Consider the following 25,793-nt stretch of genomic DNA (forward strand, 5'->3'; position numbering starts at 1 on the left):
ATGCTGTCCAATCATGCTCTTTTTCTTGCATGATATAGCGCTTTTGGGACGAAAAGCCTCCCTTTCATCAGGCACTTCATTGTACCTGAGCAACTGTAGCTTTACATCCGATGCAATGCAAAAATACCATTGTAACGTCCTACTCAAGAATATCCTGTACATTATATCACAACTCTAAGTAGGAATACCAGTGGGTTCCTTTCTTTTCATTGCATACATGGTTTATTTATAAATTAATTTATAGAGGTGGATCGCTTGTTAAGACAGATTTGGAATTGTATTGCAGTTATTTTCGGAGCAGCGCTGATTGCCAGTGGATTTAATCTTTTTCTAATCCCTCATCGCTTACTCAGCGGAGGAGTATCAGGGCTTTCGATGTTAGTGGGTTACTTTACACCAATAAACATAAGCCTTTTGTACTTGCTCTTTAATATTCCTTTGCTTATAGCTGGTTGGTTCCAGCTGGGCCGGAGATTCATTATGCTAAGCATGTTATCCGTTGTGGCAACAACCTGGTTCTTAACGATCATTCCCGAATATTTGGTAGCTACAGATATGCTGCTTTCTTCTGTATTTGGTGGAGTATTGGTCGGTATTGGCTGTGGTTTCAGCTTCCGTGCAGGTGGTTCCTCCGGAGGTTTTGATATTCTGGGATCCATCATCACTAAATTCCGCGATTTCCCAGTTGGAAATGTGGTGGTAAGCTTAAACGGACTCGTTATTCTTGCTGCGGCATATTTTGATAACAACTGGAACTTGGCTCTTGCATCGATGGTATCTATATACGTAACTGGTAAGGTACTAGATATGATTCACATCAGTCATTTAAAGGTAACCGTATATATAGTAACAAATCGTACAGATGAGCTCCTTCAGCATCTAATGGGACTCCAACGTGGTGTCACAAAGATTAAAACAGAAGGCGCTTATTCTCTTGTTGAAAAGGATATGCTAATGACAGTAACAACCCGCTACGAACTTGCGGAGCTGCAACGTATTATCCGCACGACAGATCCTCAAGCTTTTGTAAATATTGTCGAAACGGTTGGCGTTATGGGTTCCTTCCGAAAAAGATAAAAATTGGCAATGAATAGTATTAATTTGGAAAATGCACCAATCACAGAATTATGATATATTATAATCACGCAGAACCCTAACAATTTCATAAAGATTGAGATTTACCCCTCTTTTTTCCAAGCACTTCGTTTTCCGATGAACACTGAATTCCATTCAGACCTATCGAAAAAGGAAAGGGTGATTTTTGTGGAAATGGAAACGGTAAAGCTGTCAGCAATCGTCATGAGGTGGTATCCTGATATGATGCCGTTTCTTAAGCAGAACGAATTAAATTCCGTAATCGTTCTGCGTGACGGGCTTAGTATTCTGCAACCTGCAGATGCCATGGATATCATCCATTACAGTATCTGTGAACATCAGAATTCTGCGTATCTTCAATGAGTATGCCGCAAGAGAAGTCTTGATAGTTGCCGCCTTAAGTTCGGCCATGAAGCCGTGTTGAGGCGGCATTTACTTTTTAACAAACGTTTAGAATCAGTGCGTCCCGGTTATATACAACAAGGATGGTTTTTCAGACCCGATCTGAGCCAACATTATTACAACACTGTTCTTTTTAGAAGCAACCGTTCCTATATAATTTAGGAAATGTACATAAAGGGAGAGAATACGAATGAACATCACCTGGGCTCTACTGATGATGGCCTTGGGAAGCGTAGGCGTGCAACAGAATCAACATGACGCTGAAGTGGCAATCGCATTGAAGTCCGCCATGAATCCCCCCATCATCGCTGCGCAAAACAATAATTCAAATGTTGCAACTCCAGCTCCAAATGCTACAACAGAGTCAAACGACTCACAAAGTGTGCTACACGCAGATCCTCAGCCAGATGCACCGAAAGTAAAAGGCATCTATGTTACCGCATACAGTGCCGGTGGAGAACGAATGGAAAAGCTTCTTTCTTTACTTGATCAAACTGAACTAAATTCTATGGTCATCGACATTAAGGATGATGCAGGTTACATCACGTATAAAACCGATAATCCAGAACTTCAGAAACTCGGTAATCCGCAGACCTTTATTGGTGACATCAACAAACTGATGGAAAGATTGAATAAGCATGATGTTTATCCTATTGCTCGAATTGTTGTCTTCAAGGACTCTATACTCGCCAAAAAGAACCCGCAATTATCCTTTGTTAATGCAGACGGCTCAGTATGGAAGAATAAAGGCGGCGATAGCTTTGTTAATCCTTATAATGAAGATGTCTGGAAGTACAATGTCGATATTGCCAAAGAAGCTGTCAAACTCGGCTTTAAAGAAATTCAATTCGACTATGTGCGCTTTCCTGAAGGATTCGAAAAACGTGCAGATACACTTAAATACACCAAAACTAGCGATTCTCGTGTAGATATCATTTCTAATTTTGTGAAATACGCCAAAGCAGAGCTTGCTCCACTAGGTGTTCGTGTATCTGTAGATATTTTTGGATATGCTGCATCTGCCCCTGCTGAGGGCATTGGACAAGACTTCGTTAAAATATCTAAGAATGTGGATGTCATCAGTCCGATGATTTATCCAAGTCATTATTCAACAGGATGGTTTGGAGTGAAAGAGCCTGACTTAGATCCATATGCTACCATTAAAGGCTCCATAGTTGATACCCATAAGAAGCTTGATCCTCTGGGCAGTTACAAACCCGTTATTCGTCCTTGGATTCAAGACTTTACAGCAAGCTGGCTCGGAAAAGGTCATTATATTAAATACGGCAAAAAACAGGTGGAAGATCAAATCCGCGCTTTAAAAGATGAAAATGTAGAGGAGTTTCTGCTCTGGAACGCCAATAACCGATATACCTCCGATGTCGATTATGAGAAATAATGTATAGAGGCCCTTATTATTTATAATTGAAATCAGGTATGATATATAAATCATTAATTTAGATAAAGACCCGGCATCTGCCGGGTCTTTTAATGGAGAAAAGGAACTTTTACTGTAATCATTACAAATCAACAAAGAATGAGGCAAAGAACTATGATACAAACCACCTCTTTAAAACAAAAAGCAGGACAATTTTTCCATATTTTATTTCCAATTCTGGTTACACAGATTGCTTTATCAGCGATAACCTTCTTTGATACAAACATGTCAGGTAAATTTGGTACAGCCGATCTGGCAGGTGTGGCGATAGGAACCAGTCTCTGGATTCCAATTCAAACAGGCTTAAGTGGAATTCTTATGGGGATTACCCCCATTGTCTCTCAGCTCATTGGAAGCAAAAAAGATAAGGATGTAGCCTATCAAGTCACACAGGGAATCTGGCTATCATTGATCGTCTCTGTAATTGTATTACTAATCGGGAGCTTCGCCTTGTCACCTATCCTTAATTTTATGAATCTGGAGCCAACTGTAAGAGATGTTGCATTCCGTTTCCTTAGTTCGATCTCCTTCGGAATTATCCCGCTGTTTGGATATACGGTTCTCCGTAGTTGTATAGACGCTCTAGGGCAAACGCGCGTGTCCATGTTGATCACATTAATAGCCTTACCCGTGAATGTTGGTTTGAACTACTTGCTTATCTTCGGTAAATTCGGATTTCCTCGACTTGGTGGTGTTGGAGCTGGAGTGGCATCCGCCATCACCTACTGGGTAATCTTTTCCGTTGCATTGTTGTTCATTTATCGAGCTGAACCCTTTGCAAGCCTTAGAATTTTCAGAAAGTTCTACTTTATATCGCTAAAAAGCTTCAAAGACCTACTAAAGATTGGTGTACCTATTGGCTTCTCGATCTTTTTTGAAACTGCGGTCTTTTCCGCAGTAACCTTGTTGATGAGTCGCTTCGATACCGTAACGATTGCCGCTCACCAAGCAGCTATTAATTTTGCAACTACGTTATATATGATTCCGCTCAGTATCTGTATGAGCCTTACCATTCTCGTCGGCTTCGAGACTGGATCTGGCAGACAAAAGGATGCCCGACAATATGCCATAATGGGTATTGGCCTTGCGGCTATTCTCTCCCTGGCAACAGCACTCCTGCTCTTATTTGCTGGCCACCATGTAGCTGGTTTGTACTCTGATGAGCCTGTTGTCATTTCATTAATCCAGCATTTCTTGATCTATGCGATCTTTTTCCAGATTTCTGATGCGATTGCCACACCTACACAAGGAGCGCTTCGTGGGTATAAGGACGTTAACCCAGCCTTCATTATTTGCTTTATAGCTTATTGGGTTATAGGGCTTCCTACTGGCTATGCACTTGCTACTTACACGGATCTAGGGGCATATGGTTATTGGATTGGCCTTATCACCGGCCTTGCGATTGGGGCCATACTACTCTTGACTCGGCTAGTTAAAGTTCAACGCCGTTATGCCACACAGGCAGACGCACAAGCACATCATTAGTCATCAAAAGAACACAAAAAAGGAACAGTGCGAAGTTCGCAGCTGCTCCTTTTTTGTGTGGTTAATTATTGAGAAAGACGGGATGCAAGCTCGTACAACTCCACGTCAAATTCCTTCTTCGTATTCACTACAAGATCGATATCTGTAAGGGTTAGTTCACCCTTGATAATACCGCAACCTTTATCAGACTCACCTTCAATTAGTTTACGAACGGCAAAGTCACCAAGACGGCTAGCAAGGTTCCGGTCTCCTGGGGTTGGTGTTCCTCCGCGCTGAATATGTCCAAGTACAGTAACCCGTGCATCCAGAGAAGCATGACGATCTTTCAACGCTTGGGCCACATCTTCGCCTTTACCTACACCTTCTGCAACGATAACGATACTGTGACGTTTACCTCTGACAAAATTGTCGCGCATCCGATCCGCAACTTCATTCAAGTCATATGGCATTTCTGGCACGAGAATTGTTTCTGCTCCAGAAGCCAGACCCGCATGCAGCGCAATATCGCCACAATGACGTCCCATAACTTCTACAATGGAAGAACGCTCATGGGAGGACATCGTGTCACGCAGCTTGTTAATGGCGTCTACAACGACACCAACTGCTGTATCAAACCCAATAGTGTAATCCGTGAAGGAAATATCATTATCAATAGTTCCCGGTAATGCCATCGTCTTGATACCGAGTTTACTTAGTTTATTAGCCCCTTTATAAGAACCATCTCCACCTATAACTACTAAACCATCGATGCCCATTTCATTTAGAATATCTGCACCCTTTTGCTGACCTTCTGGTTTTGTAAACTCCAGACATCTTGCAGATTGCAAAACGGTTCCACCACGTTGAATAATGTCACCAACACTGCGAAGATCCATAGGGAAAATATCACGATTCAGAAGTCCTTGATATCCACGTTGAACTCCAAAAACTTCAATGCCGTAATAAAGTGCGCTTCTTACAACCGCACGAACAGCGGCGTTCATACCTTGTGAATCTCCACCACTAGTCAGTACTGCAATTTTTTTGATTTTTGACATTCTGTTGTTCCTCCTTAAAGTTGTGCAATGCCCCATCCGTTGTAATGGTGAAGCTTCGCAGCCTTGTTACAAAAAACGATTGCGTATCCAGCGGCTATTAGCGAAGAAGAACAGCCTTGTAAGCGGACTTCCTCTCATTAGGCTTTTAGATACAGTGCGAACTTCCCGCTGTTCGCTAACTTTCGGATCAGATAAATAAAGTGCCAGCAATCCTTCAATCACCATACGATGCATAGATGATTCCGGAAGTTCACGTACATCCTTACGGGCCCACTCAACCATGGAAGCGATCCGACTTAACATGGTATCCGTGTCGTCATAATAATTGCAGAAGTTAAGATCACCGCCTGCTCGGTCCTCTTCCTGATCAATTAAATAATCCAGCATAATGTGCAATCCACACACATTTGGAAAGTATGCAGCTCGAATCGATTCCGAAGAAGACTTACTTAGCTTCGGATCACATGCGGATAGAAAAAGCATGAATACGCCTAAAGTAGAGCCCGTCGCAGCCGCAAACTCATTCCAGTGCAGATGCGGAGCACGGCTACCCTGTTGCTCCCACCATTCCTTCAGGGCTGTTTCCCTGAGTTCCGGGCGGATATGCTTATATACCTGCAAATCTGTATACAGCACAGCCAAATCACGAATCTCCGCTGCAGCAGCGGAATAACCTGGCAGCAAAGAGATCATCTCCTGGCATTTTCGAACTAGCCTATACAAGTACCCGCCGTCATTCTGTTCATCGCGAAGCGCATAATAATTGACAGGTTCAGCGTTTGGATCAATGGCATCCAGCATAGATTGATGCAGCAGCCTGAAATCTGCAGGATCAAGCGAAGTACTGCGATCACATAAGTTATCTAGATAATCACTGATAGTTTGATAAGCAACAATAAGCGGAATAAGTATATGTCTCATCGATAAATTGCCGGCGGCATAAATACCACCACCTATGCAGTGAAACTCCTTTGTTTCAATGCTGGCAAGTGCTTGCTTCCGGAGCTCGGGATCGGGAATCCCATTCGCATCTTGGCGCCAGAAGTGCAGACTTTCTCTCACTTCAGGCAGCACGTACTTATAGACCCTGTTCATAAGCCCAATAGGGCCACGCGGGCTAAGGTAACGGCCTTGCTCTAATTCACTCAATGATAGTGCCTCCACATTGTTGTCTCCTTATCCAAATCACCACTTATTATAATATGATCAGACTATTTGTACAAACAACAAAATCACTTTCGTAAAATTATGAAAGATTCAGAAATAACGCAATTCAAGAATAAAACACATAACCCCTCCATTGCTTTATGCTATACTAGCCATATTTCAATCTCAGAGGAGTGCACTTTCATGTTTTCAAAACGGACCGGAAGCCCTTACAGTGATCAGAACTGGCTTCGTTCCTTTCTATTTACGATTTATGGCACTAGCGTTCTTGTAGTATCCTACTTTCCTTTATTCTACACACATTTAGGGTTTAGCAGTTCTCAGGTGGGCTACTTGTATTCCCTCGGTCCCCTCATCTCCATCCTATCCAATCTCTTCTGGAGTATGATGAGCGATAAGCTGGGTACCATTCGAAAAATCATGTTTATTTTACTCGCGGGGCAATTAGTAACCGGACTTCTATTAGCCAGAGCGACCGAATTTTCTTCCGTTATGCTTATTTTGTCCTTTTTCTACTTCTTCTATTACCCAGTTTTTCCGCTTGCTGATACAATGGCCATCAAAATTGCGGAGCGTCACGGACGGAACTTCATTACAATTCGTGTATTTGGCTCATTAGGCTATTCTTTCTTTGCTTTAACCATCGGTTATGCGCTTAGAGCTTTAGGTGCTACATGGAGTCTTACCTTATGTATTATCATCATTATAATCGCACTTCTAATTACAATTGGCCTAAAGGATGTCAAAAAAACTGTTCCAGAGCTCCCCAATCAGAAAGCTGTTACTGCCAAACCAGGCAAGAAAGAGCATGGGCTTAAAGATATTCTTTTACGAAAAGAGGTGCTGTGGTTCTTCGGATGTGTCTTTGTACTCGCACTGGGCCATAGAATGAACGAAGCTTTTCTCACCATCAGTTTAAAGAACCTTGGCGCTGGTGAGGAAGTGATCGGCTGGGCATTACTTGCCTCAGCACTAAGTGAAATCCCTGTATTATTTATACTCGGCAAATACGGTGACAAATTTAAAGAACTGCCCTTGTTAGTTTTAGCAAGTCTCATGTATGCCCTTCGTTTTCTACTAATGGCGCTCGCTGATCATCCAGGCTCAATAATCGCGATTCAAGCCTTGCATAGCCTGACATTTGGCGTCTTTTTTGTAACATGTGTCCGTTATATCACTCGGATTATTCCTGATCGTCTCAGAGCAACCGGTCTTGCCATCTACACAGTTGTTTGGTCAAGTGCAGCTGGACTTCTAAGTGGTACATTTGGTGGAATGATCTATCAAGAAGCTGGACGCTTCACCTTTTATATGGTAGCGGTTGGCTTCAGCCTTCTTGCTTTTGTAGGCTTTTTAGGACAGCATTTATTGGATACCCATCGAGATTCGATTCGCTACTCTAAGAAAAGAAACAAAAAAGCTTCACTATAATAGAACACTTCTAAAACTCAAAAATATAGAAAAGGTCTTTTGCTGTCCCTGCACTGGGATCGCAAAAGACCTTTTTATCTAAGTTGACCTCTAATAGACGTAAAAAAACACAGTTCCCGAAAGAACTGTGTTCTATAGTTGGTAACCACTCTTGCAAGGGCTTGCCAAGTAAATTATATATTTATAGCTGACAGCTTAACTGTCTTTGCCGTTTCTTATAATTTTACTACGTTTTCAGCTTGCGGTCCACGATTACCATCAGTGATATCGAATTCTACTTCTTGACCTTCGTCCAAAGTTTTGAATCCTTCACCTTGAATTGCTGAGAAGTGTACGAATACATCTTCGCCGCCTTCTACTTGAAGAAAACCATAACCTTTTTCTGCGTTAAACCATTTTACTGTACCTTTCAATTGAACAACCTCCTAAAAATAACCGCCATATATGGCGTATAACTATATTATACTGCAATCTTTTGCTCAAATCAATCTATCTAGACCTTTAAATATGTGATTTAATTTGCTTTTCCCTTCTCCAGTGCGTTATCATTGAGCCAAAAGCCAAAAATCGCCAGGGTGGTAATGATAATGATCAAAAAACATGAAATATACAAAACAGACAAATGGAATATGATGACGGTAGAAGTTCAAGGACGTTATATCGTACTTCGCGAAATCTCCGATCAATGGGGAGAAGAAACACATACTTTCCTTAGTCGTCCAGCTATGATGCAGTGGGTGAACAACCGATTCAACAAAGATTCTTATAAAGATAATGAAGAAGAGTACAAAAATATTATCGCAGCTTTCAAACAGGTATAACAGAAAATGAATACAGAAAACATCGCGATTTATGTTGTACTAGTCTTATGTCTAGGCGCAGTTCTAATTATGACCAAGGATCGTGTCCCGCCGCAGTTTAAGCGGGGCATGGCCTTAACTGCAGTCATTATGATACTGTTCGCCTTCATCTTTGTTATTTATAGCTTATTGGCATAACTACCATACAAGTATAAATGCCTTCGGCTTATAAAGGACGGTAAGGTTTAAGTGAGAAATATAAGACATAAAGTAGAGGTTCATAACTTATACTTTCTTATATTTTAAAGAAGACTAAACATTAATAATCAGGACTTAACAGGGCATAATAAACCGACTCTACTTTCAAGAGGAGGACGTTATGCCTATTTCACCTAAGTCCATCCCTCTTCTACTTGTGCTCAGCTTGCTACCAGGTGATTTATCATCTACAGTATTGCCGAGGGAGATTATGCCTACTACATCTCATCATTCTAGGAGGGTTTCTATGGAACAATTATTGAAAAGAAGCGAAGTACCTGCTGAGAATCGTTGGAAGCTTGAAGATGTGTTTGCTTCTCAGAAGGACTGGGATTCAGAATATGCAGAATCTATATCCCTAATCAAAAAAGCGGCGGATTTTCAAGGTACACTAGATTCCGCGGATGCTTTAAAAAAGTGTTTTGAGCTGGATGACAAGCTGTCCATTCTAACTGAACGACTCTATGTATATGCACACATGCGTCAGGATGAAGACACCGCTAATCCTGACTCTCAAGCTTTGTCCTCCAAAGCAAAAAAGCTTGGGATTGAAGCAGGTGAAGCCTTATCTTTTGTAACCCCAGAAATCCTGGCGTTGCCTATTGAGAAGTTAGACCAGTTCATCGCTGATCCGAGTCTATCTGCTTATAAATTCACCTTAACTGAAATGAAACGCGAAAAAGCCCACGTACTTTCTAAGGCTGAAGAAGCATTGCTTGCCCAGGTAGGGAATTTAGCTCAAGCGCCTCAGAACATTTTCAGCATGCTGAACAATGCCGATATGAAGTTCCCCAAGATCAAAGATGAGGATGGCAAAGAAGTTGAGCTGACTCATGGCAACTATATCAAGTTTCTCGAAAGTAGCGACCGTGAGGTTCGCAGCAATGCTTTTAAAGCAGTCTACGATACCTACCGGAAGCAAAAGAATACTATAGCAGCAACGCTTAGCGCCAATGTGAATAAAAATGTGTTCTACTCACGGATTCGTAAGTATCCTTCTGTAATGGAAATGTCACTCTATGGTGATAACATTCCTAAAGAGGTTTACACCAACTTGATTGATACGATTCACGAAAGCCTTCCATTGATGCACCGTTATATGAAATTGCGTCAGAAGCTGCTGGGTGTCGATGAGCTACATATGTATGATCTTTTTGCACCACTTGTTGATGAATATAAATTAGATATTACCTATGAAGAAGCCAAGAAAATCACTAAAGAGGGTCTCAAACCGCTCGGTGAAGATTATCTGAATGTGCTGCAAAAAGGCTACGACAACGGATGGATCGATGTGTATGAGAACGAGAACAAACGATCCGGGGCTTACAGCTGGGGGCCATATGGTACGCATCCTTTCGTACTGTTGAACCATAATGATAATTTAAACAGTATGTTTACACTGGCACATGAGATGGGCCATGCATTACACTCGTATTTTTCGGATAACGCTCTGAATTATCGGGATGCGCAATATACGATTTTCCTAGCAGAGGTTGCTTCTACTACCAACGAAGCGCTGCTTATGGATTATTTACTCAAAAAGTCTACAGATCCTAAGGAAAAAATGTATTTGCTCACCTACTACGCTGATCAGTTCCGGACAACGATTTTCCGGCAGACGATGTTCGCTGAATTCGAGAAAATCATTCATCAGCGTGTTGAAGAGGGCGAATCGCTTACTCCGCAAGATCTTTCGAGCATCTACTATGACCTGAATCTTAAATACTACGGTAAAGATATGGTTGTAGATCAGGATATCGAGATGGAATGGGCGCGGATTCCGCATTTCTATAACAGCTTCTATGTTTATAAATACGCAACCGGCTTCTCAGCAGCGACTAGCTTTGCCAAACAAATTCTTGAAGAAGGCAAACCTGCGGTGGATCGTTACCTCGGCTTCCTGAAGAGTGGCGGCAGTGACTACTCCATTAATATTTTGTCTAAAGCTGGTGTTGATATGTCTTCTCCTGAACCGATTCGCGAAGCGATGAGTGTCTTCGAAGATGTTATCGCTCAAATGGAACAGTTGACCAAATAAGGCAGAGAGCTTAGTATTGCATTAATCCCTTGCCCTATTTGGGCAAGGGATTTTATTCTGTTATATCCCCTGAGGAGGAAGAATTCAATGAGAATTCAATGGTCTTTAATTGCAGGTCTAATCTTTGCGTTGCTAACAGCCATATTTGCAGTCATCAACGTAGATCCCGTTCAAGTCAATTTCGGTTTTGATGTAGTTAAAATACCGCTGATCCTAGTTATTCTGGGCTGCGCGTTAATTGGTGGAATCATCGTGGGTTCTTACGGTATTTTTCGCCAGTACAAACTACAAAAACAAATTAAAAGCTTAAATGCTGAGCTAACCAAACTTCGTGATGCCAACACTTCTTTAGATTCTTTTAACACAGACAATGATGGCCTAACAGGAGGACTTAACTAATGATTACTATTCAACCAAACGAAGATTACATACTCTCAATTCTTAAAAAATTACTTGATACACCGAGCCCCAGCGGCTTCACAGCACAAGTAATGAATCTTGTAGCCGAAGAAGCGGCAGCATTGAATGTACCGCTAAGCTGGAATGAAAAAGGCGGCGTAATTCTAACCGTTCCAGGCCTTGATCCTTCCCGTACAATCGGCATCAGCGCTCACGTGGATACACTTGGAGGCATGGTTCGCTCTATTAAATCTAATGGTACGCTGCGACTGACCTCTGTTGGTGGTTTCGCTATGCACAGTATCGAGAATGAATACTGCGTGATCCATACCCGCAGTGGTAGAACCTATACTGGAACCATCTTAACCAGCCATCCATCCGTTCACGTATATCCAGATGCTCGTGAATTTAACCGTTCAGAGGAGAACATGGAAGTACGGATTGATGAGCTAGTATCTACCAAAGAAGATGTACTCAAGCTTGGCATCTCTGTTGGTGATTTCATTTCCTTCGATGCACGTGCGGTGATTACACCTAGCGGGTATATTAAATCCCGTCATCTGGATGACAAAGCGAGCGTTGCTGCCCTACTTGGACTACTGGAAAGTATGAAGCGTGAAGGTTGGAAACCGCTCCACAACCTTTCCTTCCTCATCTCCAACTACGAAGAAGTAGGACATGGTACAGCTTGGATTCCTGGCGAGATCAATGAAATGATCGCAGTCGATATGGGCGCCATGGGCGACGATCTTAGCTGCAAAGAAACCGATGTGTCCATCTGTGCAAAAGATTCTTCCGGCCCTTACGATTATGTTATGACTGGCCGTTTGATTGAGCTGGCAGAGGCACTTGCTATTCCTTATGCCGTTGATATCTATCCAATGTACGGCTCCGATGCTTCCGCTGCCCTTCGAGGCGGCAACAATATTCGCGCAGCACTGATCGGCCCAGGCGTACATGCCTCCCACTCCATGGAACGTACACATAAGCAAGCTGTAGTCAACACTGCTAAGCTTCTCGCTGCTTATGTGGGTACTAACTGAGTCTATCACCAGCAGGATTAAGCAGCTCCGGAGACGTAGACAATGGCTGATAGTCTCACTTCTGCTGCTCTTGATAACAGCATCAGCAATCTCGATGTTCCTGTTATCCAGAAGTCACAAGGAAAATCCCTTTAACGGTCTTCCCCATGCTTACACCTATTTAGAGACCGTGAGTCCAGAAAATATACAACTCTATATGATGTCACTTTCGCCAGAAGATATTAAACTCAGAGCCGCTGGTACACCCCTTCAGCAAGTGATTGCTTATGGGATTAATGGAGGCTTCTTCTACGGAGATGCACTTCTATCCATTGCTATCATGAATGATATTCCCACTAACGGTGTTAAAAAGGCGTATGGCTCCGGCTGGTTTAACGCTAAATATGCTCGCGGAACACTAGTCTGGGATGGTGCCAGTCGCAGCTTCTCCGTACAGGTCGTCTCTTCAGGAGAAGAATTGAACGTTACGGATCGCGAGCATTATTTTGCGCAAGGTGGCATTAGTATGAATCTGAAGCATGAGGATCTCTGGGAAGCTGCCATAGCCGAAGAGCATCTTCCTTATGCGGATGAGAAACGAATGCGCTCAGGCATGCTGTATGACGATAACGGCAAGCTATGGCTGATTGTTACACCAACGCTCTCGACGGCGGCAGAGTTCCGCTCAGCCCTCCTACAGACCGTGCCTGCTAAAGGTCTCGAAGGTATCTTCCTAGATGGAGATGGCTCCTCTCAGATGAATGCTGATGAAATTATCTTACCTGGCGACTCTCGTGCCGTGGTGCAAATGATCGCGGTGGACGGAACGAAATAAAGCAAAAAGAAGCGATACTCTGGTATTAGAGATCGCTTCTTTCTTTGTTTTTATTCAATCCCAGACTTGCTCTAGCTTATCTGAATAATACGAAATGGCCTTACTGTAGCTTCTAATCCCTTCGTCCGCTGAGGTTTCTGCCAGTAATTTAAGCAACATCCCCATAGCCAGACTATGATCTCCAGGATTGTGCATAGTCATCGCCAGAAACACTGGAAATTCCTTATTCTCTGGGTATTCATGAACGGCCTACTCCAGAATTGCTTTGGAGTTCTCATATTCTCCGAGTGTGTTAAGGACAATCCGGTTTATGCCTTACCCGCAATTTTCTCTGCAAGCTCATTCAGATAGGTCCAGCGCTCCATCAAACGCTCCAGTTCAGCTTCGGCAAGCCGCTGCTCTTCCACTAACTCCTGTAATCTCCCCGAGTCAGCAAACGCTGCTTCCATCTCCGCACTAATATCCGTCAAGCGCTGCTCTGCAAGCTCGATTTGCTCGTCAATCCCCTCATATTCACGCTGTTCCTTAAAACTGAATTTGAGTTTAGTCTTGGGAGCTGATGATTCCGCTGTGTTACTACCTGTATCTATAATCTCTTTACGCTTTGCATTTCCGTCATCTTTGTTCGATTCTGGATTGCGCGAAGGAGCATTTTTGGCCAGCCATTCTTCATATTCCGTATAATCGCCAACATGAATCCGGATATCACCATTTTCAAAAGCGATCAGCTTATCTATAGTACGATCTAAGAAATAACGGTCATGGGATACTGTAAAGACAACGCCCGGGAATTCATCCAGATAGTCTTCTAAAACAGCCAACGTGCCGATATCCAAGTCGTTCGTAGGCTCATCCAACAGCAATACATTTGGTGCTCCCATCAATACACGAAGCAGATACAGGCGTCTTTTTTCGCCACCTGACAGTTTGGATATCGGCGTCCATTGCATCGCAGGAGGGAATAAGAAGCGTTCGAGCATTTGGCCTGCCGTAATGACGCTACCATCAGCCGTACGTATGACTTCCGCTTCTTCCTTCACATATTCAATAGCTCGCATGCTGTCATCCATATCCTGATGTTCTTGCGTAAAGTAACCCAACTTAACCGTCGCACCAAGCTGAACCTCTCCCTTATCCGGCTGCAGCTTACCTGCAATCAGATTCAAAAGTGTTGATTTACCGCTACCATTCGGTCCTACAATACCTACGCGATCTTGCGGTACAGCAATATAGGTCAAATCTTTAATCAGCTGACGACCATCCAGCGATTTCGACAGTTCATTGATTTCAATGATTTTACGGCCCAAACGTGTCGAAGCCACCGAAATATCCAGCGAACCGTTCGAACTGCTTCCTGTACCTTCTTTCAGCTTCTCAAAACGGTCGATTCTTGCCTTTTGTTTCGTTGAACGAGCTTTAGCTCCACGACGAATCCAAGCAAGCTCCGTCCGAAGCAGGTTCTTACGCTTTTGCTCCGCAGAGGCCTCACGCTCTTCTCGATCGGCTTTTAGCTCTAGAAAACGGGAATAGTTAGCCTCATAACGGTACAACTGCCCTCCGTCTAACTCCAGCATGACACTTGCGACACGCTCCAGGAAGTAACGATCATGTGTTACCATTAAGAGGGCGCCGCGCCGTTTCTGTAAATATTGCTCTAACCAAGCCACGGAGTCCGTATCAATATGGTTCGTAGGCTCATCCAGAATAAGAAGCTCAGATGGCGTAATCAGGGCAGCCGCAAGTGCTACACGTTTCCGTTGTCCACCAGACAGCGTATCCATTAGCGCATCGAACTTCACTATACCCAGTTTAGTAAGCACGCTCTTAGCTTCACTCTCTAAATGCCAAGTACCTGCTGCATCGATAGCCTGCCCAATCCGCACCAGTTTGCCTTCCAGTTCTGCATTGCCTGGCTCTTTTTCAAGTTGTGACATGGTCTCCATATACTCACGCATGGTAGTAAGATCTGGATCATCTCCGGCGAAGACCTGTTGCAATACCGTATTAGTGGGCTCATAAGGCGGGTTCTGGGCCAAGTACTGTACGCGTACATTATTTCCAATCGCTATTTGCCCACCGTCAGGAGTATCCAGACCAGCAATAATACGTAAAAACGTTGATTTCCCCGTTCCATTCACACCGATCAAGCCAATTTTATCCCGATCATCCATGCCAAATGAAGCATCACTAAAGAGTACTTTCTCTCCATAACTCTTGGAAAGATGTTCCACGGTCATAATATTCATGCTATTTCCTCGCTTGCCTTATATTTTCATAAAACCGGTAGCCGCTCTAGACAGCTATTCCACCGGTCTATCATCCTGACCTAAATTCAAGTAATCCAAGGCCCCTTTAATAAAAAGACCCGCAGCAAAGCCAGCGCGTTTATACGCGTCCTCTTCCTTAAAAGACGGATCAAACAAAATATCCATTTTCAGTCGATCCAACATCCCTATGTAGGACTGCGCCATAAGCTCAGGCTCGGACGCTCCGCCCTCCAGCAATACCATCACTACTGCCTGCATATATTCTTTCATAAAAAGCGTCATATACGCCACAAGCTCAGGGTTATTGTTAGGTGCGCGGAAAAAGAGCTTCGTGTGTCGCTTGCGCTCATAATAATAGTAAAGATGATGTTTAGCGATGATGGACAGTTTACCTGCCAAAGTATCACTAGCCTTAAGCCTTTCCTGCAACTGCTGAAGGAATCCTTCACAATCCCGGCGCGTTACCGCCATGAACAATTCTTCTTTACTCTTGAAGTATAAATAAACGGTGCCCTTAGCAATCCCGGCCTGAACCGCAATCTCCGACATCTTCGTTTCGTAAAATCCTCCTGAACCGAAGAGCTCGTATGCGGCATCCAGAATGGCTGTATGTTTATGATTGGACATGCTGCTCATCGGTTCCTCCTTTAAATTATCACCCCAAGCAATAAAGCAGCTGCCCCTCCGGCGATAGAGCTGATAGCATTAACTGCATCATTGCTCATCCATTTCCAGCCACGTGCGTATTCAACCTTATTACCGCAGTGGTGTGTACTTTCCACTTCGCGCCCGCATACGGTGCAGCGATTCATCTGCTGCACGGTTGCTCCTAGAATAGAATCCGTAAACGCACCTGTAAGTCCTCCGGCGAGTCCAGCCAAGGTAAGCAGCAGGAAGGATTGATCCGGCATGCCGGATATCATCCGCAGGAGCCATGAAGCTGCACCAATAAGTGCGCCTCCTGCGGCGGCGGCCAGCGTACCAAGGCTGGATACACCACCCGAGGCACCTGCCGTAAGTATTTTACCTGTCAGGACAGACCGAGGTGGCTTCTTGCTGAGTGTACCAATCTCCGTAGCCCATGTATCAGAGGTTACCGTTGCCATAACGCCGATAAATAAAAATTCCCAAAGTTCCATTGGAACAATCGCATTCAGTAGAACGAAAACCATCCCGAGCCCACCATTAGCAAAGACCTGCCCAGCATCTCGGCGACCTGTCTTGGCATAAGTTAGCTCAAGCTCCGCCTTATTGTCATGATGGAGCTTAGACAGCAGGCTTGATGAGATGAAAAAAATCAACAATATTCCAAACCAAAAGGCATTCCCAGCACCAAAATAAATGGTCCCCATCGCTATCGCGGCAAGCATGCCGGAGAGGCTTAAGGATTGTTTCCTATAAGCCGCTCCCGCAACTAACAAAGCGCCAAGGGCGCCAATAATCCATAACATAGATTCATCTCCAACAGATGTTTTTAGCCGATCAGGCAAGTCCCCATCAGCTTGTCACCCCAATACAATTCAAAGGAATCTCCTGATACGGTAGGGCCTACGCCTGCTGGTGTTCCTGTGAATATTACATCGTCTTTACCCAGCCCGTAACGCGCAGCTATAAAATCGACAATTTTTTGGAGTGAAAAGATCATGTTTTTGACATTACCTCGCTGAACTTCAACACCATTTTTCAAAACCGTGAAATCTGTTCCCTCCAGCTCTTCCTTGTCAGGAAACGCAATGTAAGGTGTGAGTGGAGCAGCGTTCTTAAAGCCTTTAGCCGGTGTCCAAGGTAGGCCTTTCTTTTGTAGATCATTATGCACATCACGTAGTGTGAAATCTAGTCCCAGGGCCATAACATCCACCAGATCCTCCACGCTCATACCCGGTACATAGTCCCGCGCGATACGTAGCACAAGCTCTCCTTCATAATGTACCTGACCTGAATCCTTTGGTAGCTGAATGACTGCTTTATCGAGGGAAACCGCCGCATGTGAGGGCTTCAAAAAAATAAGTGGCTCCACGGGGATATTATTCCCTAATTCCTCGGCATGTAGCTTGTAGTTCCGTCCAACACAATATAAATTATTAACAGCAGCGCACACAGACAATCAGCTCTCTTTTTCATCGAATTGGATTGTTTATACTTTTAGAAATGTATCGCCCCAGATATCCGGACGGTTTGTACAAATCATTATATCAGAATGCATATCTGCTAAGCGACGCATCTCTTTCCCTTTGTTCACAGTCCAAGCCATAATTTTTACACCTTGCTCCGTCAAAAGCTTAGCCAATCTAGGATTTAATCGCGAAAAGCTGATCGATAAAAGAGAACACTCCAGTTCATGCAGCCTTCGAGCAGGATTACCAAACCTTGAATCAAAAATTAAGCCTGTACGGAAGCGGGGGTCTATTTCTTTGATTTTTTTTAACACATCTGTGTCAAAAGAGGTCAAAATCACGTCATCCCGCATGCCTTTGGAGGAAATAAGACCCGTCACCTTCTTCTCGATACCAGGATACATATCGCCCACTGTTTTCAGTTCAATATTGAGACGCAGTCTGCCGGAGGCTAGTGAGAGTACCTCTTCCAAAGAAGGCACCCTCTCGCCCCGAAAAGGACGCCCTTTCCAGCTCCCCGCGTCGAGACGCCGGATATGTTCCCAATCCATGTTCTTCACCTTACCATGACCATTGGTCGTACGGTCCAGCGTAAAGTCATGAATGACAACAGGAACACCATCCTTGGAAAGCTGGACATCCAATTCCATCCAGTGCACAAATGGCATGGCAATAGCCATCCGGATCGCTGCTAATGTATTCTCAGGAGCTTTACCAGAAAATCCCCGATGGGCAACACATAAATTGTTCATCATAAGGACCTCCCAGGAACCCTATTTTGTCACTTGAGTGACTTTGCCGTCACTGTCGATCTTAACTCGACCAGCAGATAAAGACTCTACTTTTTTCAGCAATAGCTGTCCGTTCACCTGGTTCATGGGCACGGGCTGTGCTAGCTCAGCAGTCATAGGCTTTAGCTGTAATGAACATTGACCTTTTTTACTACATTCCGCCTGAAAAACAGCAGTTTCCCAAGTGGCTGGTACCGTTGATCTCGTAAAAATAAAATTACCAGTGCTGTACGCGATCCACTTGCCTTTGTACGGCTCCAGACCTTGCAACACATGTGGGTGACCGCCAATGACAAGATCAGCTCCCGCATCGACAAAGCTACGTCCTAGTGTCTGCTGGATATTATCGAACTGCTCTACCCGTTCCTTGCCCCAATGAACAACTACGACAACCAAATCGGCTTTCTGTTTGGCTGCCGCGATCGCTTTAAGTCCTTCTCTACTATCATATACTGAAGCAAGTCCCGGTTTATTCTTTCCCGCCATCCAATCAGATGCAGGAATCACCCGCGTGAACCCTAGCAAGGCGATTTTAATCCCTTTACGCTCAAAATATTGCGCCGAGAATGCTTCTTTACTATTTAGTCCAGCACCAACATAAGGAATGCCTCTTTCCGATAGATGGCTAAGCGTGTCTCGCAGACCTTCCTCCCCTTGATCCAGCGTATGATTGTTCGCCATATTTACTGCATCCACTCCGGCTGCCTTAAGAGCATCTAGCGCCTTCGGCGAGCCTTTAAATACAAATTGCTTATTAGCGGCGCCAACCCCGCCCGTGGTCACAGGAGTTTCCAGATTCACGACCGTAAGGTCATCTTTCTTGAACATTCCATTCAGCGCGGCATACGAATAATCGTAGCCTTTCTTTTCAAGTAATTCTCCAGCTTTCCCTGAAAAAATAACATCTCCACCAAAATTCAATGTCACTGTATTGCCAGAAGCCTGATCATCTGATGGAAGTCCAGACACAGGACCACCATCTGCGACTTGAGAGCCACCCTCATCTGACGAAGGGGTCGCAGTTGCTTCAGGCGCCTGTGTTTCAATATTCTCTTCCTTCTCTGGCTCCGGTGTAGCCGTGACCTCAGGGGTTACTGTAGGAGAAGGGACGGGAGTCTCCGTAGCTTCTGGCGTTGCCGTTACTATAGGTGCTGTCTCCTGAGCAGTAATATCCGGTGTTGGTGAAGCTGTGACTTGTGCCACCGGAGGTGGCTCAGAACTCCCCTTGAATCTGTCATCCATAAAACTATAGCTGAGCGCCACAATAATCATCAGAAGAAGACCTGCATTGATCCACATCCAGGCCGTTCTGCGCTTACGCTTGCTCTTATGTTTGTTCTTCTGTCTAGAACGCGATCGCGGCGGATACATTGATTCTATGATCTCCTCTACTCTCAAATTGGTTCTATTATAGCATATCTAGCACCTGTCCCTCCAAATAAGAGAGTCGTCAAAATACTAGGTTCTTATATTTAAACAAAAACGGTGAAGCAAAATAATCTTCGCTTCACCGTTCATTTTGTAATATTAGATCTCCATGTCATCTAATTCATTAACCGCTTAGCAGCGCTTTGTGCTGTAAGCTTGGCCTGCTTGACACAATCGGGCATTGCCAATCCATCGTATCCAGCTCCAATAACATAGATCTCAGGAAGAGCTTTCTCAAGTTCCCTATGGAATTCAGAAAGATTGCCTAAATGTCCAACAGGATACTGCGGCATCGAATGTTCCAACCGAGTAATTTCCGTGAATATGGGTTTCGCTGTAATCCCCATAATTTCTCGCAAATCCTTACTTACCAGCTCCGTAAGTGCCTCATCCGGAAGCTGAACATTCTGCTCATCTCCTGATCGTCCTACATGACAGCGCATGAGCACTTTATCATCTGGACTTGTATGCAGCCACTTCTTAGACGTCCATGTACAAGCAGTAATGTTACGTCCTTCTTTAAATGGCACAAGAAAACCTGATCCATCATCCTCGATGGCAATATCCTTCTTGTTAAAGGCCATGACAAGGTTAGCCACCGATACATAATTTACTGCATCGAGCGCTGAAACATCCAGATGTGGACGCAGAAGTTCGGCGGCTACAGAATTTGGTGTGGTGATATAAATCCCATCCGCTAGCAGCCGTTCACCATTTTCCAGCTCTAGTTCGTAGGAAGCAGATGTATTTCCTGAAGAATGAATAGAGACAACCGCAGCTTCGGTACGCTGTTCTACATCGTGTAGCTCATGAATCAAGCTATGCACGAGACTTTGGAGCCCTTTTCGAAACGTCAGTAAAGTGTTGCTCATTGTGCTCAAAACTGTCTTATTTGACTTTCGCTCTGCAGTAACTCCACGAATAAGACTGCCGTATTTCCGTTCTACTTCTCCAAATTGCGGAAAGGTAGCCTGTAGGCTGATTTCGTGTATATTGGCCGCATACATACCGGACAATAGCGGTTCGGTCAAATTCTCCATCACTTCAGTACCTAAACGACGCTCGATCAGCTGGCCAAGGGATTCATCTTCACCACTACGTTGGCGAGGAAGGATTAAATCCATCATCGCGCGTACTTTGCCACCAAATGAAATTAGTCCACTAGATAAAAATGGCTTGAGCTCAGTAGGAATTCCAAGCACAAGACCGGAAGGCAAAGGATGAAGCTTATCACGCTGCAATACATAGGTCTTCATTGCCTTTGGATTTGTGGTCACCAATTCGTGGTCCAGCTCCAATTCCTTAGCCAGATCGATCATCTCTGTTTTACTAGCTAAAAACGAATCCGGACCTTTTTCAATTACAAATCCATCCCGGTGCAAGGTTTCGATCTTCCCACCAAGTGTCTTGTCTTTCTCAAGCAGGACTATATCAGGTTTAATGCCAGCTTCTTTATAATATTTACGAATGTAAAAGGCGGCGCTGAGTCCACTCAGCCCACCGCCTATGATAACAATTCGCCTAGAGGGACCACTCATGACTGACCGGCTGTCATTTGATTCAGTCTTGTACGAACAACATCGCTCAATACGGACATGTACGCAGGATCACTATTCAATGATTCTATCCGCATAAGACGCATATCCAGCTCTGAAGCTATGGCTGTTGCCTCGATATCGAGGTCGTACAGCACTTCTAAATGATCGGATACGAACCCGATCGGTGCCGCTAGAACATACTCTACCTGTTCCTTGCTAAGCTGGTGAAGCGTATCCAGAATATCTGGTCCAAGCCATGGTTCAGCCGTCCGTCCTGCGCTTTGCCACGTAAACTGCCAATTGGTTATCCCCGCTTGATCTGCAATAGCCTTTGAGGTCTCCAATAGTTGATCTTTATAAGGATCCCCCATAGCTAGAATACGCTCTGGAAGACTATGAGCGCTAAATAATACCCGTATCTCATCGCGAGTAGCGCCTGCTTCGATATATTGATCTATTTTCGCAGTTACTCTCCGGCTTAGAACATCAATCAATACTGGGTGCATATGGTAGCTCTCCACAAAACCCATGTCGATCTTACATGCTTCAGCCTTTTCCTGAGCACGTTTGATATAGCCACCCACGCTCATGCTTGAATAGTGAGGGGCAAGCACAACACCAACTGCTTGGGTAATGCTGTCCTTCGCCATCGCCTCGACGCCGTCCTCAATAAACGGATAGGCATGCTTCAACCCCTGATAGCAGACAAATTCAACATCTACCCCAGCTTTATCCGCGTTTAGTGCTGCCTGTAATGCTGCTACTTGACGGTCTGTGTTCTCCCGCAGCGGGAATACACCCCCGACGATCGCTTCATAGCGATCTGTTAATTCTTTAAGCTGCTCCACTGTCGGCGGATTACCTCGCCGAATATGTGTGTAATATGCTTCAACGTCTTCTAAGCTCTTAGGAGTGCCATACGACATGACGAGAACACCTATTTTTGCTGTCACGGATTCCATCCCCTTTAAGATTTAATAGGTTGCCTTTAAGAACGCAGTTTCGCTGATTGTTTCAATACTTCCTGTGAATAATCGTGAATATATTCCGTTAATTCTCTAAGCTTCTCTAAGGAAGCCTCCGGGAATAATCCATGACCCAGATTGAAGATATAACCTGGCTCCTGCACCCCTTCATCAATCAGTTCTTTCGCATGCTCCTTCAAGACATCCATCGGCGCAGTAAGTAAATATGGATCTAGGTTTCCTTGAATTGCAAACTTCCCACCCATTCTACGTCGACCTTCGGACAAGCTCACACGCCAGTCCACCCCAATAACATCTGCTTGAAGCTTCGTAAGACTCGGCAGCAATTCACCAGAGCTTACACCAGGAAAGTATATTTTCGGTACATCAAGATCAGATAATTCGGAGAAAATACGAGAAACCGTCGGTAACACATACTTTTCAAAATCGCGTGGCGCAAGGGCACCAACCCAGCTGTCGAACAATTGAAATGCTTTTCCACCACTACGCACGTGACTGCGGAGGTAAGCGATGATCATATCGCCGAGCTTGTCCATCAGCATTTCCCAGACACGAGGTTCACTGTACATTAGCTCTTTAGTACGGATATATCCTTTAGAGGGTCTGCCTTCGATCAAATAGCTGGCAATCGTAAAAGGTGCGCCTGCAAAAGTAATTAAGGGCACGTCCAGCTCCTTATCCAGAATTGCAATCGTCTCCAAAATATGTCCGAGATCCCCTTCAACATCAATGGGTTTCAGTCTCTCAACATCTGCTGCAGAGCGAATCGGATTCTCGATTACAGGACCGATATCTTTGACGATATCGAACTTCACACCAATAGAAGCGACCGGATTCATAATGTCCGAATACAGAATGGCCGCGTCTACACCTAGCTTGTGCACAGGCATCATGGTTACTTCTGCCGCTAACTCAGGCTGTTTGCAGATTTCAAGCAATGAGTATTTTTCCTTGATTTTACGGTACTCGGGATCATAACGGCCGGCCTGCCGCATGTACCATACGGGAACGTGCTCCGTATCCTGCTTTCTGCAGGCGCGGATAAAAGTGTCGTTGTAGGTCATGATAAGATCTCCATTATATTTTATAAGATTTTTTTAATAAACGCTTACCGTCCTGATTAGGACGCCGATGGCGTTTATGCTTATTGACATACTTACTATTATGCCCTTTTTAAAAGGTTGTAACAAGCAAAACGAAGATCGTGGAATGACAATCCTATGACATTACTATGACATGTATTGCACTTTTGAAGCTAAAAAAATGATATACTGATATAATGTCTATTTTTCTGTGAATCATGTAATTTCTGAAATTCTTTGAAAGGAAGTGAAAGCACTTTGAAGAAATGGGAGACATGGAAGGTCAACCTCTTAGTGCTTTGGTTCGGACAATTCTTGGTAAATGCCGGAATGACGATGATTACACCGTTCCTGACCTTGTATCTTGCTAAGGATCTTGGTGTTCAGGGTGAGCATGAAATTGGAATTTGGGCGGGCCTAATTTTTGCCGCAAACTTTTTAACTTCTTTCATTTTCCAGCCACTATGGGGGAAACTTGCTGACAAATACGGACGTAAAATCATGCTCCTGCGCTCCAGCTTTGGCATGGCTATCGTTATGGTGTTGATGGGCTTCGCACAATCCCCTATGCAGCTGCTCTTACTGCGACTGCTAAACGGTACAATCTCCGGCTTCAATCCCGCTTCCATCGCACTCGTTTCGGGTACTACTCCGAAAGCACGTATGGGATTTTCGATGGGGCTGATGCAGTCGGGTTCTGTTGCAGGTACCATTCTTGGACCACTTATTGGTGGTTTTCTTGCTGATATAATCGGATTTCGTCCGATCTTTTATATCGTTGGCGCCTTGCTCTTCATCGCCTCTCTGCTGGCATTATTTCTCGTTAAAGAGAAATTCGATCGTGCAGAAGCGGCACAAGAGCCACAGGTTTCAGTTATGGAGGGCTTGAAGGAATTGATCAAAATCCCTCAGCTCCCGGCGCTGTTTGGTGTAACCTTTTTGCTGCAATTTGCAATGATCAGCCCCATGGCCTTGCTGCCACTCTATGTAGAAAAGCTAAATGGTCCTGCTGAGAATATAGCCTTCCTAGCCGGAATGGTCAGCGCTGTGACTGGGATCTCTAACATGCTGGCTTCCCCCTTGCTCGGCAAGCTGAGTGATAAAGTCGGTGCACATCGCATTCTGACCTACGCGTTAATCGGGGCTTCACTGTTCCTGATTCCGCAGGCATTCGTTACTAGCGTTTGGCAGCTAATCATTGTCCGTTTTCTCATGGGGATTTTTATGGGCGGTCTATTGCCCAGCGTTAATGCGCTTATCCGGTCTTATACCCCTGACGGGAAAGAAAGCCGCGCATTCGGCTTCAACGGCAGCACCTTGTCACTGGGCAATATGCTGGGAGCTATCATAGGCGGCTTTCTATCTGGTTATATTGGTATTGAGGGACTATTTATCATCTCCGGAAGCTTGTTGCTGTTAAACACCGTATGGGTCCGGGTTAAACTATACAAAGCTACTCCGCCACGGCTATTCCGCTAACTTCTGCTATTTCACCATTGCCAACGCCAGTCCATCATAAGCTGGCAGACAAGTGCTGATCAGACGTTCATCGGTGGCGATCATTTCATTGAAATGCCGTACAGCCAGAATGGCAGGTCCATTTCGATCTGTATTTAGCGTTCGTCCGCGGAGGAAAATATTATCACCAGCAATAATCGCTCCTGGGTTAGCCAGCTTGATGGCATATTCCAAGTAATTAGGGTAATTCATCTTATCTGCGTCAATGAAAAAGAAGTCGAACTTAGCGCCTTCTGCTTCCAATGCCTTCAAACTGTCCATAGCAGGACCGATTCTGTACTCCGTGGAGTCCCCGAATCCGGCCAGTTCTAAATTGCGGCGAGCAAGCTCGGCATAATCGGCCCTTAGCTCCAGTGAGGTTAGCTGACCACCCGCAGCGAAACCGCGAGATAAGCAAATCCCGCTATAGCCGCCAAGTGCGCCAATCTCCAAAACACACGTGGAGCGGGACAGTCTTACAAGCATAGTGAGCAGTCTTCCGTACCCCGGCTCGACAGACACCTCCGGCATACCTGCTTGGACGATTGCTTCTTTTACCTGAAGCAGGATTTCGTCCTCGGTATAAAGTTGTTCACTGTATTCTTCTTGTGTAAGCATTAAAAATTCTCCTTTGATGATCCCCCGTTTTCTCGAATGAAGGGATGACGGGGAAGATTTTATGG

26 protein-coding genes are annotated in these 25,793 nt (G+C 44.5%); 12 read left to right on the plus strand and 14 right to left on the minus strand.

Annotation, left to right across the window (positions count from 1 at the left end; all coding sequences use genetic code 11):
• Nucleotides 1-255: 255 nt before the first annotated feature.
• From UQ64_RS15625 to UQ64_RS15640, 4 genes are all read left to right on the plus strand, one after another.
• Nucleotides 256-1,077 (plus strand): YitT family protein, encoded by an 822-nt coding sequence (locus UQ64_RS15625; RefSeq protein WP_060624379.1) that lies wholly within the window; start codon nt 256-258, stop codon nt 1,075-1,077.
• A 192-nt stretch (nt 1,078-1,269) separates the two neighbouring features.
• Nucleotides 1,270-1,458 carry a hypothetical protein gene (locus UQ64_RS15630; protein WP_060624755.1) on the plus strand — a complete coding sequence of 63 codons (189 nt, stop codon included), beginning with the start codon at nt 1,270-1,272 and terminating at the stop codon, nt 1,456-1,458.
• Between the two features lie 229 nt (nt 1,459-1,687).
• Nucleotides 1,688-2,896 carry a putative glycoside hydrolase gene (locus UQ64_RS15635; protein ID WP_060624380.1) on the plus strand — a complete coding sequence of 403 codons (1,209 nt, stop codon included), beginning with the start codon at nt 1,688-1,690 and terminating at the stop codon, nt 2,894-2,896.
• Between the two features lie 153 nt (nt 2,897-3,049).
• Nucleotides 3,050-4,420, plus strand: a complete 1,371-nt coding sequence (locus tag UQ64_RS15640) for an MATE family efflux transporter (protein WP_060624381.1) — start codon at nt 3,050-3,052, stop codon at nt 4,418-4,420.
• Between the two features lie 65 nt (nt 4,421-4,485).
• Here UQ64_RS15640 and pfkA read toward each other — a convergent pair whose 3' ends face one another.
• Both pfkA and UQ64_RS15650 read right to left on the minus strand, forming a co-directional pair.
• On the minus strand, nt 4,486-5,457 hold the full coding sequence (gene pfkA, locus UQ64_RS15645) for a 6-phosphofructokinase (RefSeq protein WP_060624382.1): 972 nt from the start codon (nt 5,455-5,457) through the stop codon (nt 4,486-4,488).
• Nucleotides 5,458-5,523: 66 nt separating this feature from the next.
• Nucleotides 5,524-6,606, minus strand: coding sequence for a tetraprenyl-beta-curcumene synthase family protein (locus tag UQ64_RS15650; RefSeq protein WP_060624756.1), 1,083 nt, complete (start codon nt 6,604-6,606; stop codon nt 5,524-5,526).
• A 201-nt stretch (nt 6,607-6,807) separates the two neighbouring features.
• On the opposite strand from UQ64_RS15650, the gene UQ64_RS15655 reads away from it, so the two are divergent.
• The gene (locus UQ64_RS15655) at nt 6,808-8,055 is read left to right on the plus strand and encodes an MFS transporter (protein ID WP_060624383.1); all 1,248 of its coding nucleotides are present in this window, start codon (nt 6,808-6,810) and stop codon (nt 8,053-8,055) included.
• Between the two features lie 215 nt (nt 8,056-8,270).
• Here UQ64_RS15655 and UQ64_RS15660 read toward each other — a convergent pair whose 3' ends face one another.
• A complete protein-coding gene (locus UQ64_RS15660; RefSeq protein ID WP_042126303.1) occupies nt 8,271-8,468 on the minus strand; it encodes a cold shock domain-containing protein in 198 nt (65 codons plus the stop codon).
• A 174-nt stretch (nt 8,469-8,642) separates the two neighbouring features.
• On the opposite strand from UQ64_RS15660, the gene UQ64_RS15665 reads away from it, so the two are divergent.
• From UQ64_RS15665 to UQ64_RS15685, 6 genes are all read left to right on the plus strand, one after another.
• Nucleotides 8,643-8,876: a hypothetical protein gene (locus UQ64_RS15665; protein WP_060624384.1), complete on the plus strand. Its 234-nt coding sequence runs from the start codon at nt 8,643-8,645 to the stop codon at nt 8,874-8,876.
• Nucleotides 8,877-8,882: 6 nt separating this feature from the next.
• Entirely contained in the window at nt 8,883-9,053 is a 171-nt protein-coding gene (locus UQ64_RS31305) for a hypothetical protein (protein WP_167348490.1), read from the plus strand.
• A gap of 307 nt (nt 9,054-9,360) precedes the next feature.
• Nucleotides 9,361-11,151 carry an oligoendopeptidase F gene (pepF, locus tag UQ64_RS15670; protein WP_060624385.1) on the plus strand — a complete coding sequence of 597 codons (1,791 nt, stop codon included), beginning with the start codon at nt 9,361-9,363 and terminating at the stop codon, nt 11,149-11,151.
• An 87-nt stretch (nt 11,152-11,238) separates the two neighbouring features.
• A complete protein-coding gene (locus tag UQ64_RS15675) occupies nt 11,239-11,550 on the plus strand; it encodes a LapA family protein (RefSeq protein ID WP_060624386.1) in 312 nt (103 codons plus the stop codon).
• A 2-nt stretch (nt 11,551-11,552) separates the two neighbouring features.
• A complete protein-coding gene (locus UQ64_RS15680) occupies nt 11,553-12,593 on the plus strand; it encodes a M42 family metallopeptidase (protein WP_060624757.1) in 1,041 nt (346 codons plus the stop codon).
• Nucleotides 12,594-12,663: 70 nt separating this feature from the next.
• Nucleotides 12,664-13,407: a hypothetical protein gene (locus UQ64_RS15685; protein WP_245238013.1), complete on the plus strand. Its 744-nt coding sequence runs from the start codon at nt 12,664-12,666 to the stop codon at nt 13,405-13,407.
• Between the two features lie 54 nt (nt 13,408-13,461).
• Here UQ64_RS15685 and UQ64_RS30910 read toward each other — a convergent pair whose 3' ends face one another.
• The 10 genes from UQ64_RS30910 to hemE all read right to left on the minus strand — a co-directional run bounded on the left by UQ64_RS30910 (nt 13,462) and on the right by hemE (nt 23,595).
• Entirely contained in the window at nt 13,462-13,608 is a 147-nt protein-coding gene (locus UQ64_RS30910) for a hypothetical protein (protein ID WP_209445812.1), read from the minus strand.
• Between the two features lie 107 nt (nt 13,609-13,715).
• Nucleotides 13,716-15,653 (minus strand): ABC-F family ATP-binding cassette domain-containing protein, encoded by a 1,938-nt coding sequence (locus UQ64_RS15690; RefSeq protein ID WP_060624388.1) that lies wholly within the window; start codon nt 15,651-15,653, stop codon nt 13,716-13,718.
• 54 nt (nt 15,654-15,707) lie between these two features.
• Nucleotides 15,708-16,310: a TetR/AcrR family transcriptional regulator gene (locus UQ64_RS15695; protein ID WP_060624389.1), complete on the minus strand. Its 603-nt coding sequence runs from the start codon at nt 16,308-16,310 to the stop codon at nt 15,708-15,710.
• 11 nt (nt 16,311-16,321) lie between these two features.
• On the minus strand, nt 16,322-17,125 hold the full coding sequence (locus UQ64_RS15700) for a DUF92 domain-containing protein (protein ID WP_060624390.1): 804 nt from the start codon (nt 17,123-17,125) through the stop codon (nt 16,322-16,324).
• A 23-nt stretch (nt 17,126-17,148) separates the two neighbouring features.
• Entirely contained in the window at nt 17,149-17,772 is a 624-nt protein-coding gene (locus UQ64_RS15705) for a fumarylacetoacetate hydrolase family protein (protein ID WP_042126285.1), read from the minus strand.
• Nucleotides 17,773-17,808: 36 nt separating this feature from the next.
• Complete coding sequence (locus UQ64_RS15710) at nt 17,809-18,540, minus strand: glycerophosphodiester phosphodiesterase (RefSeq protein WP_060624391.1); 732 nt, start codon at nt 18,538-18,540, stop codon at nt 17,809-17,811.
• 21 nt (nt 18,541-18,561) lie between these two features.
• Complete coding sequence (locus tag UQ64_RS15715) at nt 18,562-19,950, minus strand: CapA family protein (protein WP_060624392.1); 1,389 nt, start codon at nt 19,948-19,950, stop codon at nt 18,562-18,564.
• Between the two features lie 173 nt (nt 19,951-20,123).
• Nucleotides 20,124-21,545: a protoporphyrinogen oxidase gene (gene hemG, locus UQ64_RS15720; RefSeq protein WP_060624393.1), complete on the minus strand. Its 1,422-nt coding sequence runs from the start codon at nt 21,543-21,545 to the stop codon at nt 20,124-20,126.
• Nucleotides 21,542-22,498: a ferrochelatase gene (gene hemH / locus UQ64_RS15725; RefSeq protein ID WP_156417576.1), complete on the minus strand. Its 957-nt coding sequence runs from the start codon at nt 22,496-22,498 to the stop codon at nt 21,542-21,544. Before hemH ends, hemG begins: the two co-directional genes overlap by 4 nt.
• 35 nt (nt 22,499-22,533) lie before the next feature.
• Nucleotides 22,534-23,595 (minus strand): uroporphyrinogen decarboxylase, encoded by a 1,062-nt coding sequence (gene hemE / locus UQ64_RS15730; protein ID WP_060624395.1) that lies wholly within the window; start codon nt 23,593-23,595, stop codon nt 22,534-22,536.
• Nucleotides 23,596-23,871: 276 nt separating this feature from the next.
• On the opposite strand from hemE, the gene UQ64_RS15735 reads away from it, so the two are divergent.
• On the plus strand, nt 23,872-25,092 hold the full coding sequence (locus tag UQ64_RS15735; protein ID WP_060624396.1) for an MFS transporter: 1,221 nt from the start codon (nt 23,872-23,874) through the stop codon (nt 25,090-25,092).
• A 6-nt stretch (nt 25,093-25,098) separates the two neighbouring features.
• Here UQ64_RS15735 and UQ64_RS15740 read toward each other — a convergent pair whose 3' ends face one another.
• A complete protein-coding gene (locus UQ64_RS15740; protein ID WP_060624397.1) occupies nt 25,099-25,728 on the minus strand; it encodes an O-methyltransferase in 630 nt (209 codons plus the stop codon).
• Nucleotides 25,729-25,793: the final 65 nt, after the last annotated feature.

This window comes from Paenibacillus etheri, from assembly GCF_001012825.1.
Classification (GTDB): domain Bacteria; phylum Bacillota; class Bacilli; order Paenibacillales; family Paenibacillaceae; genus Paenibacillus_AQ; species Paenibacillus_AQ etheri.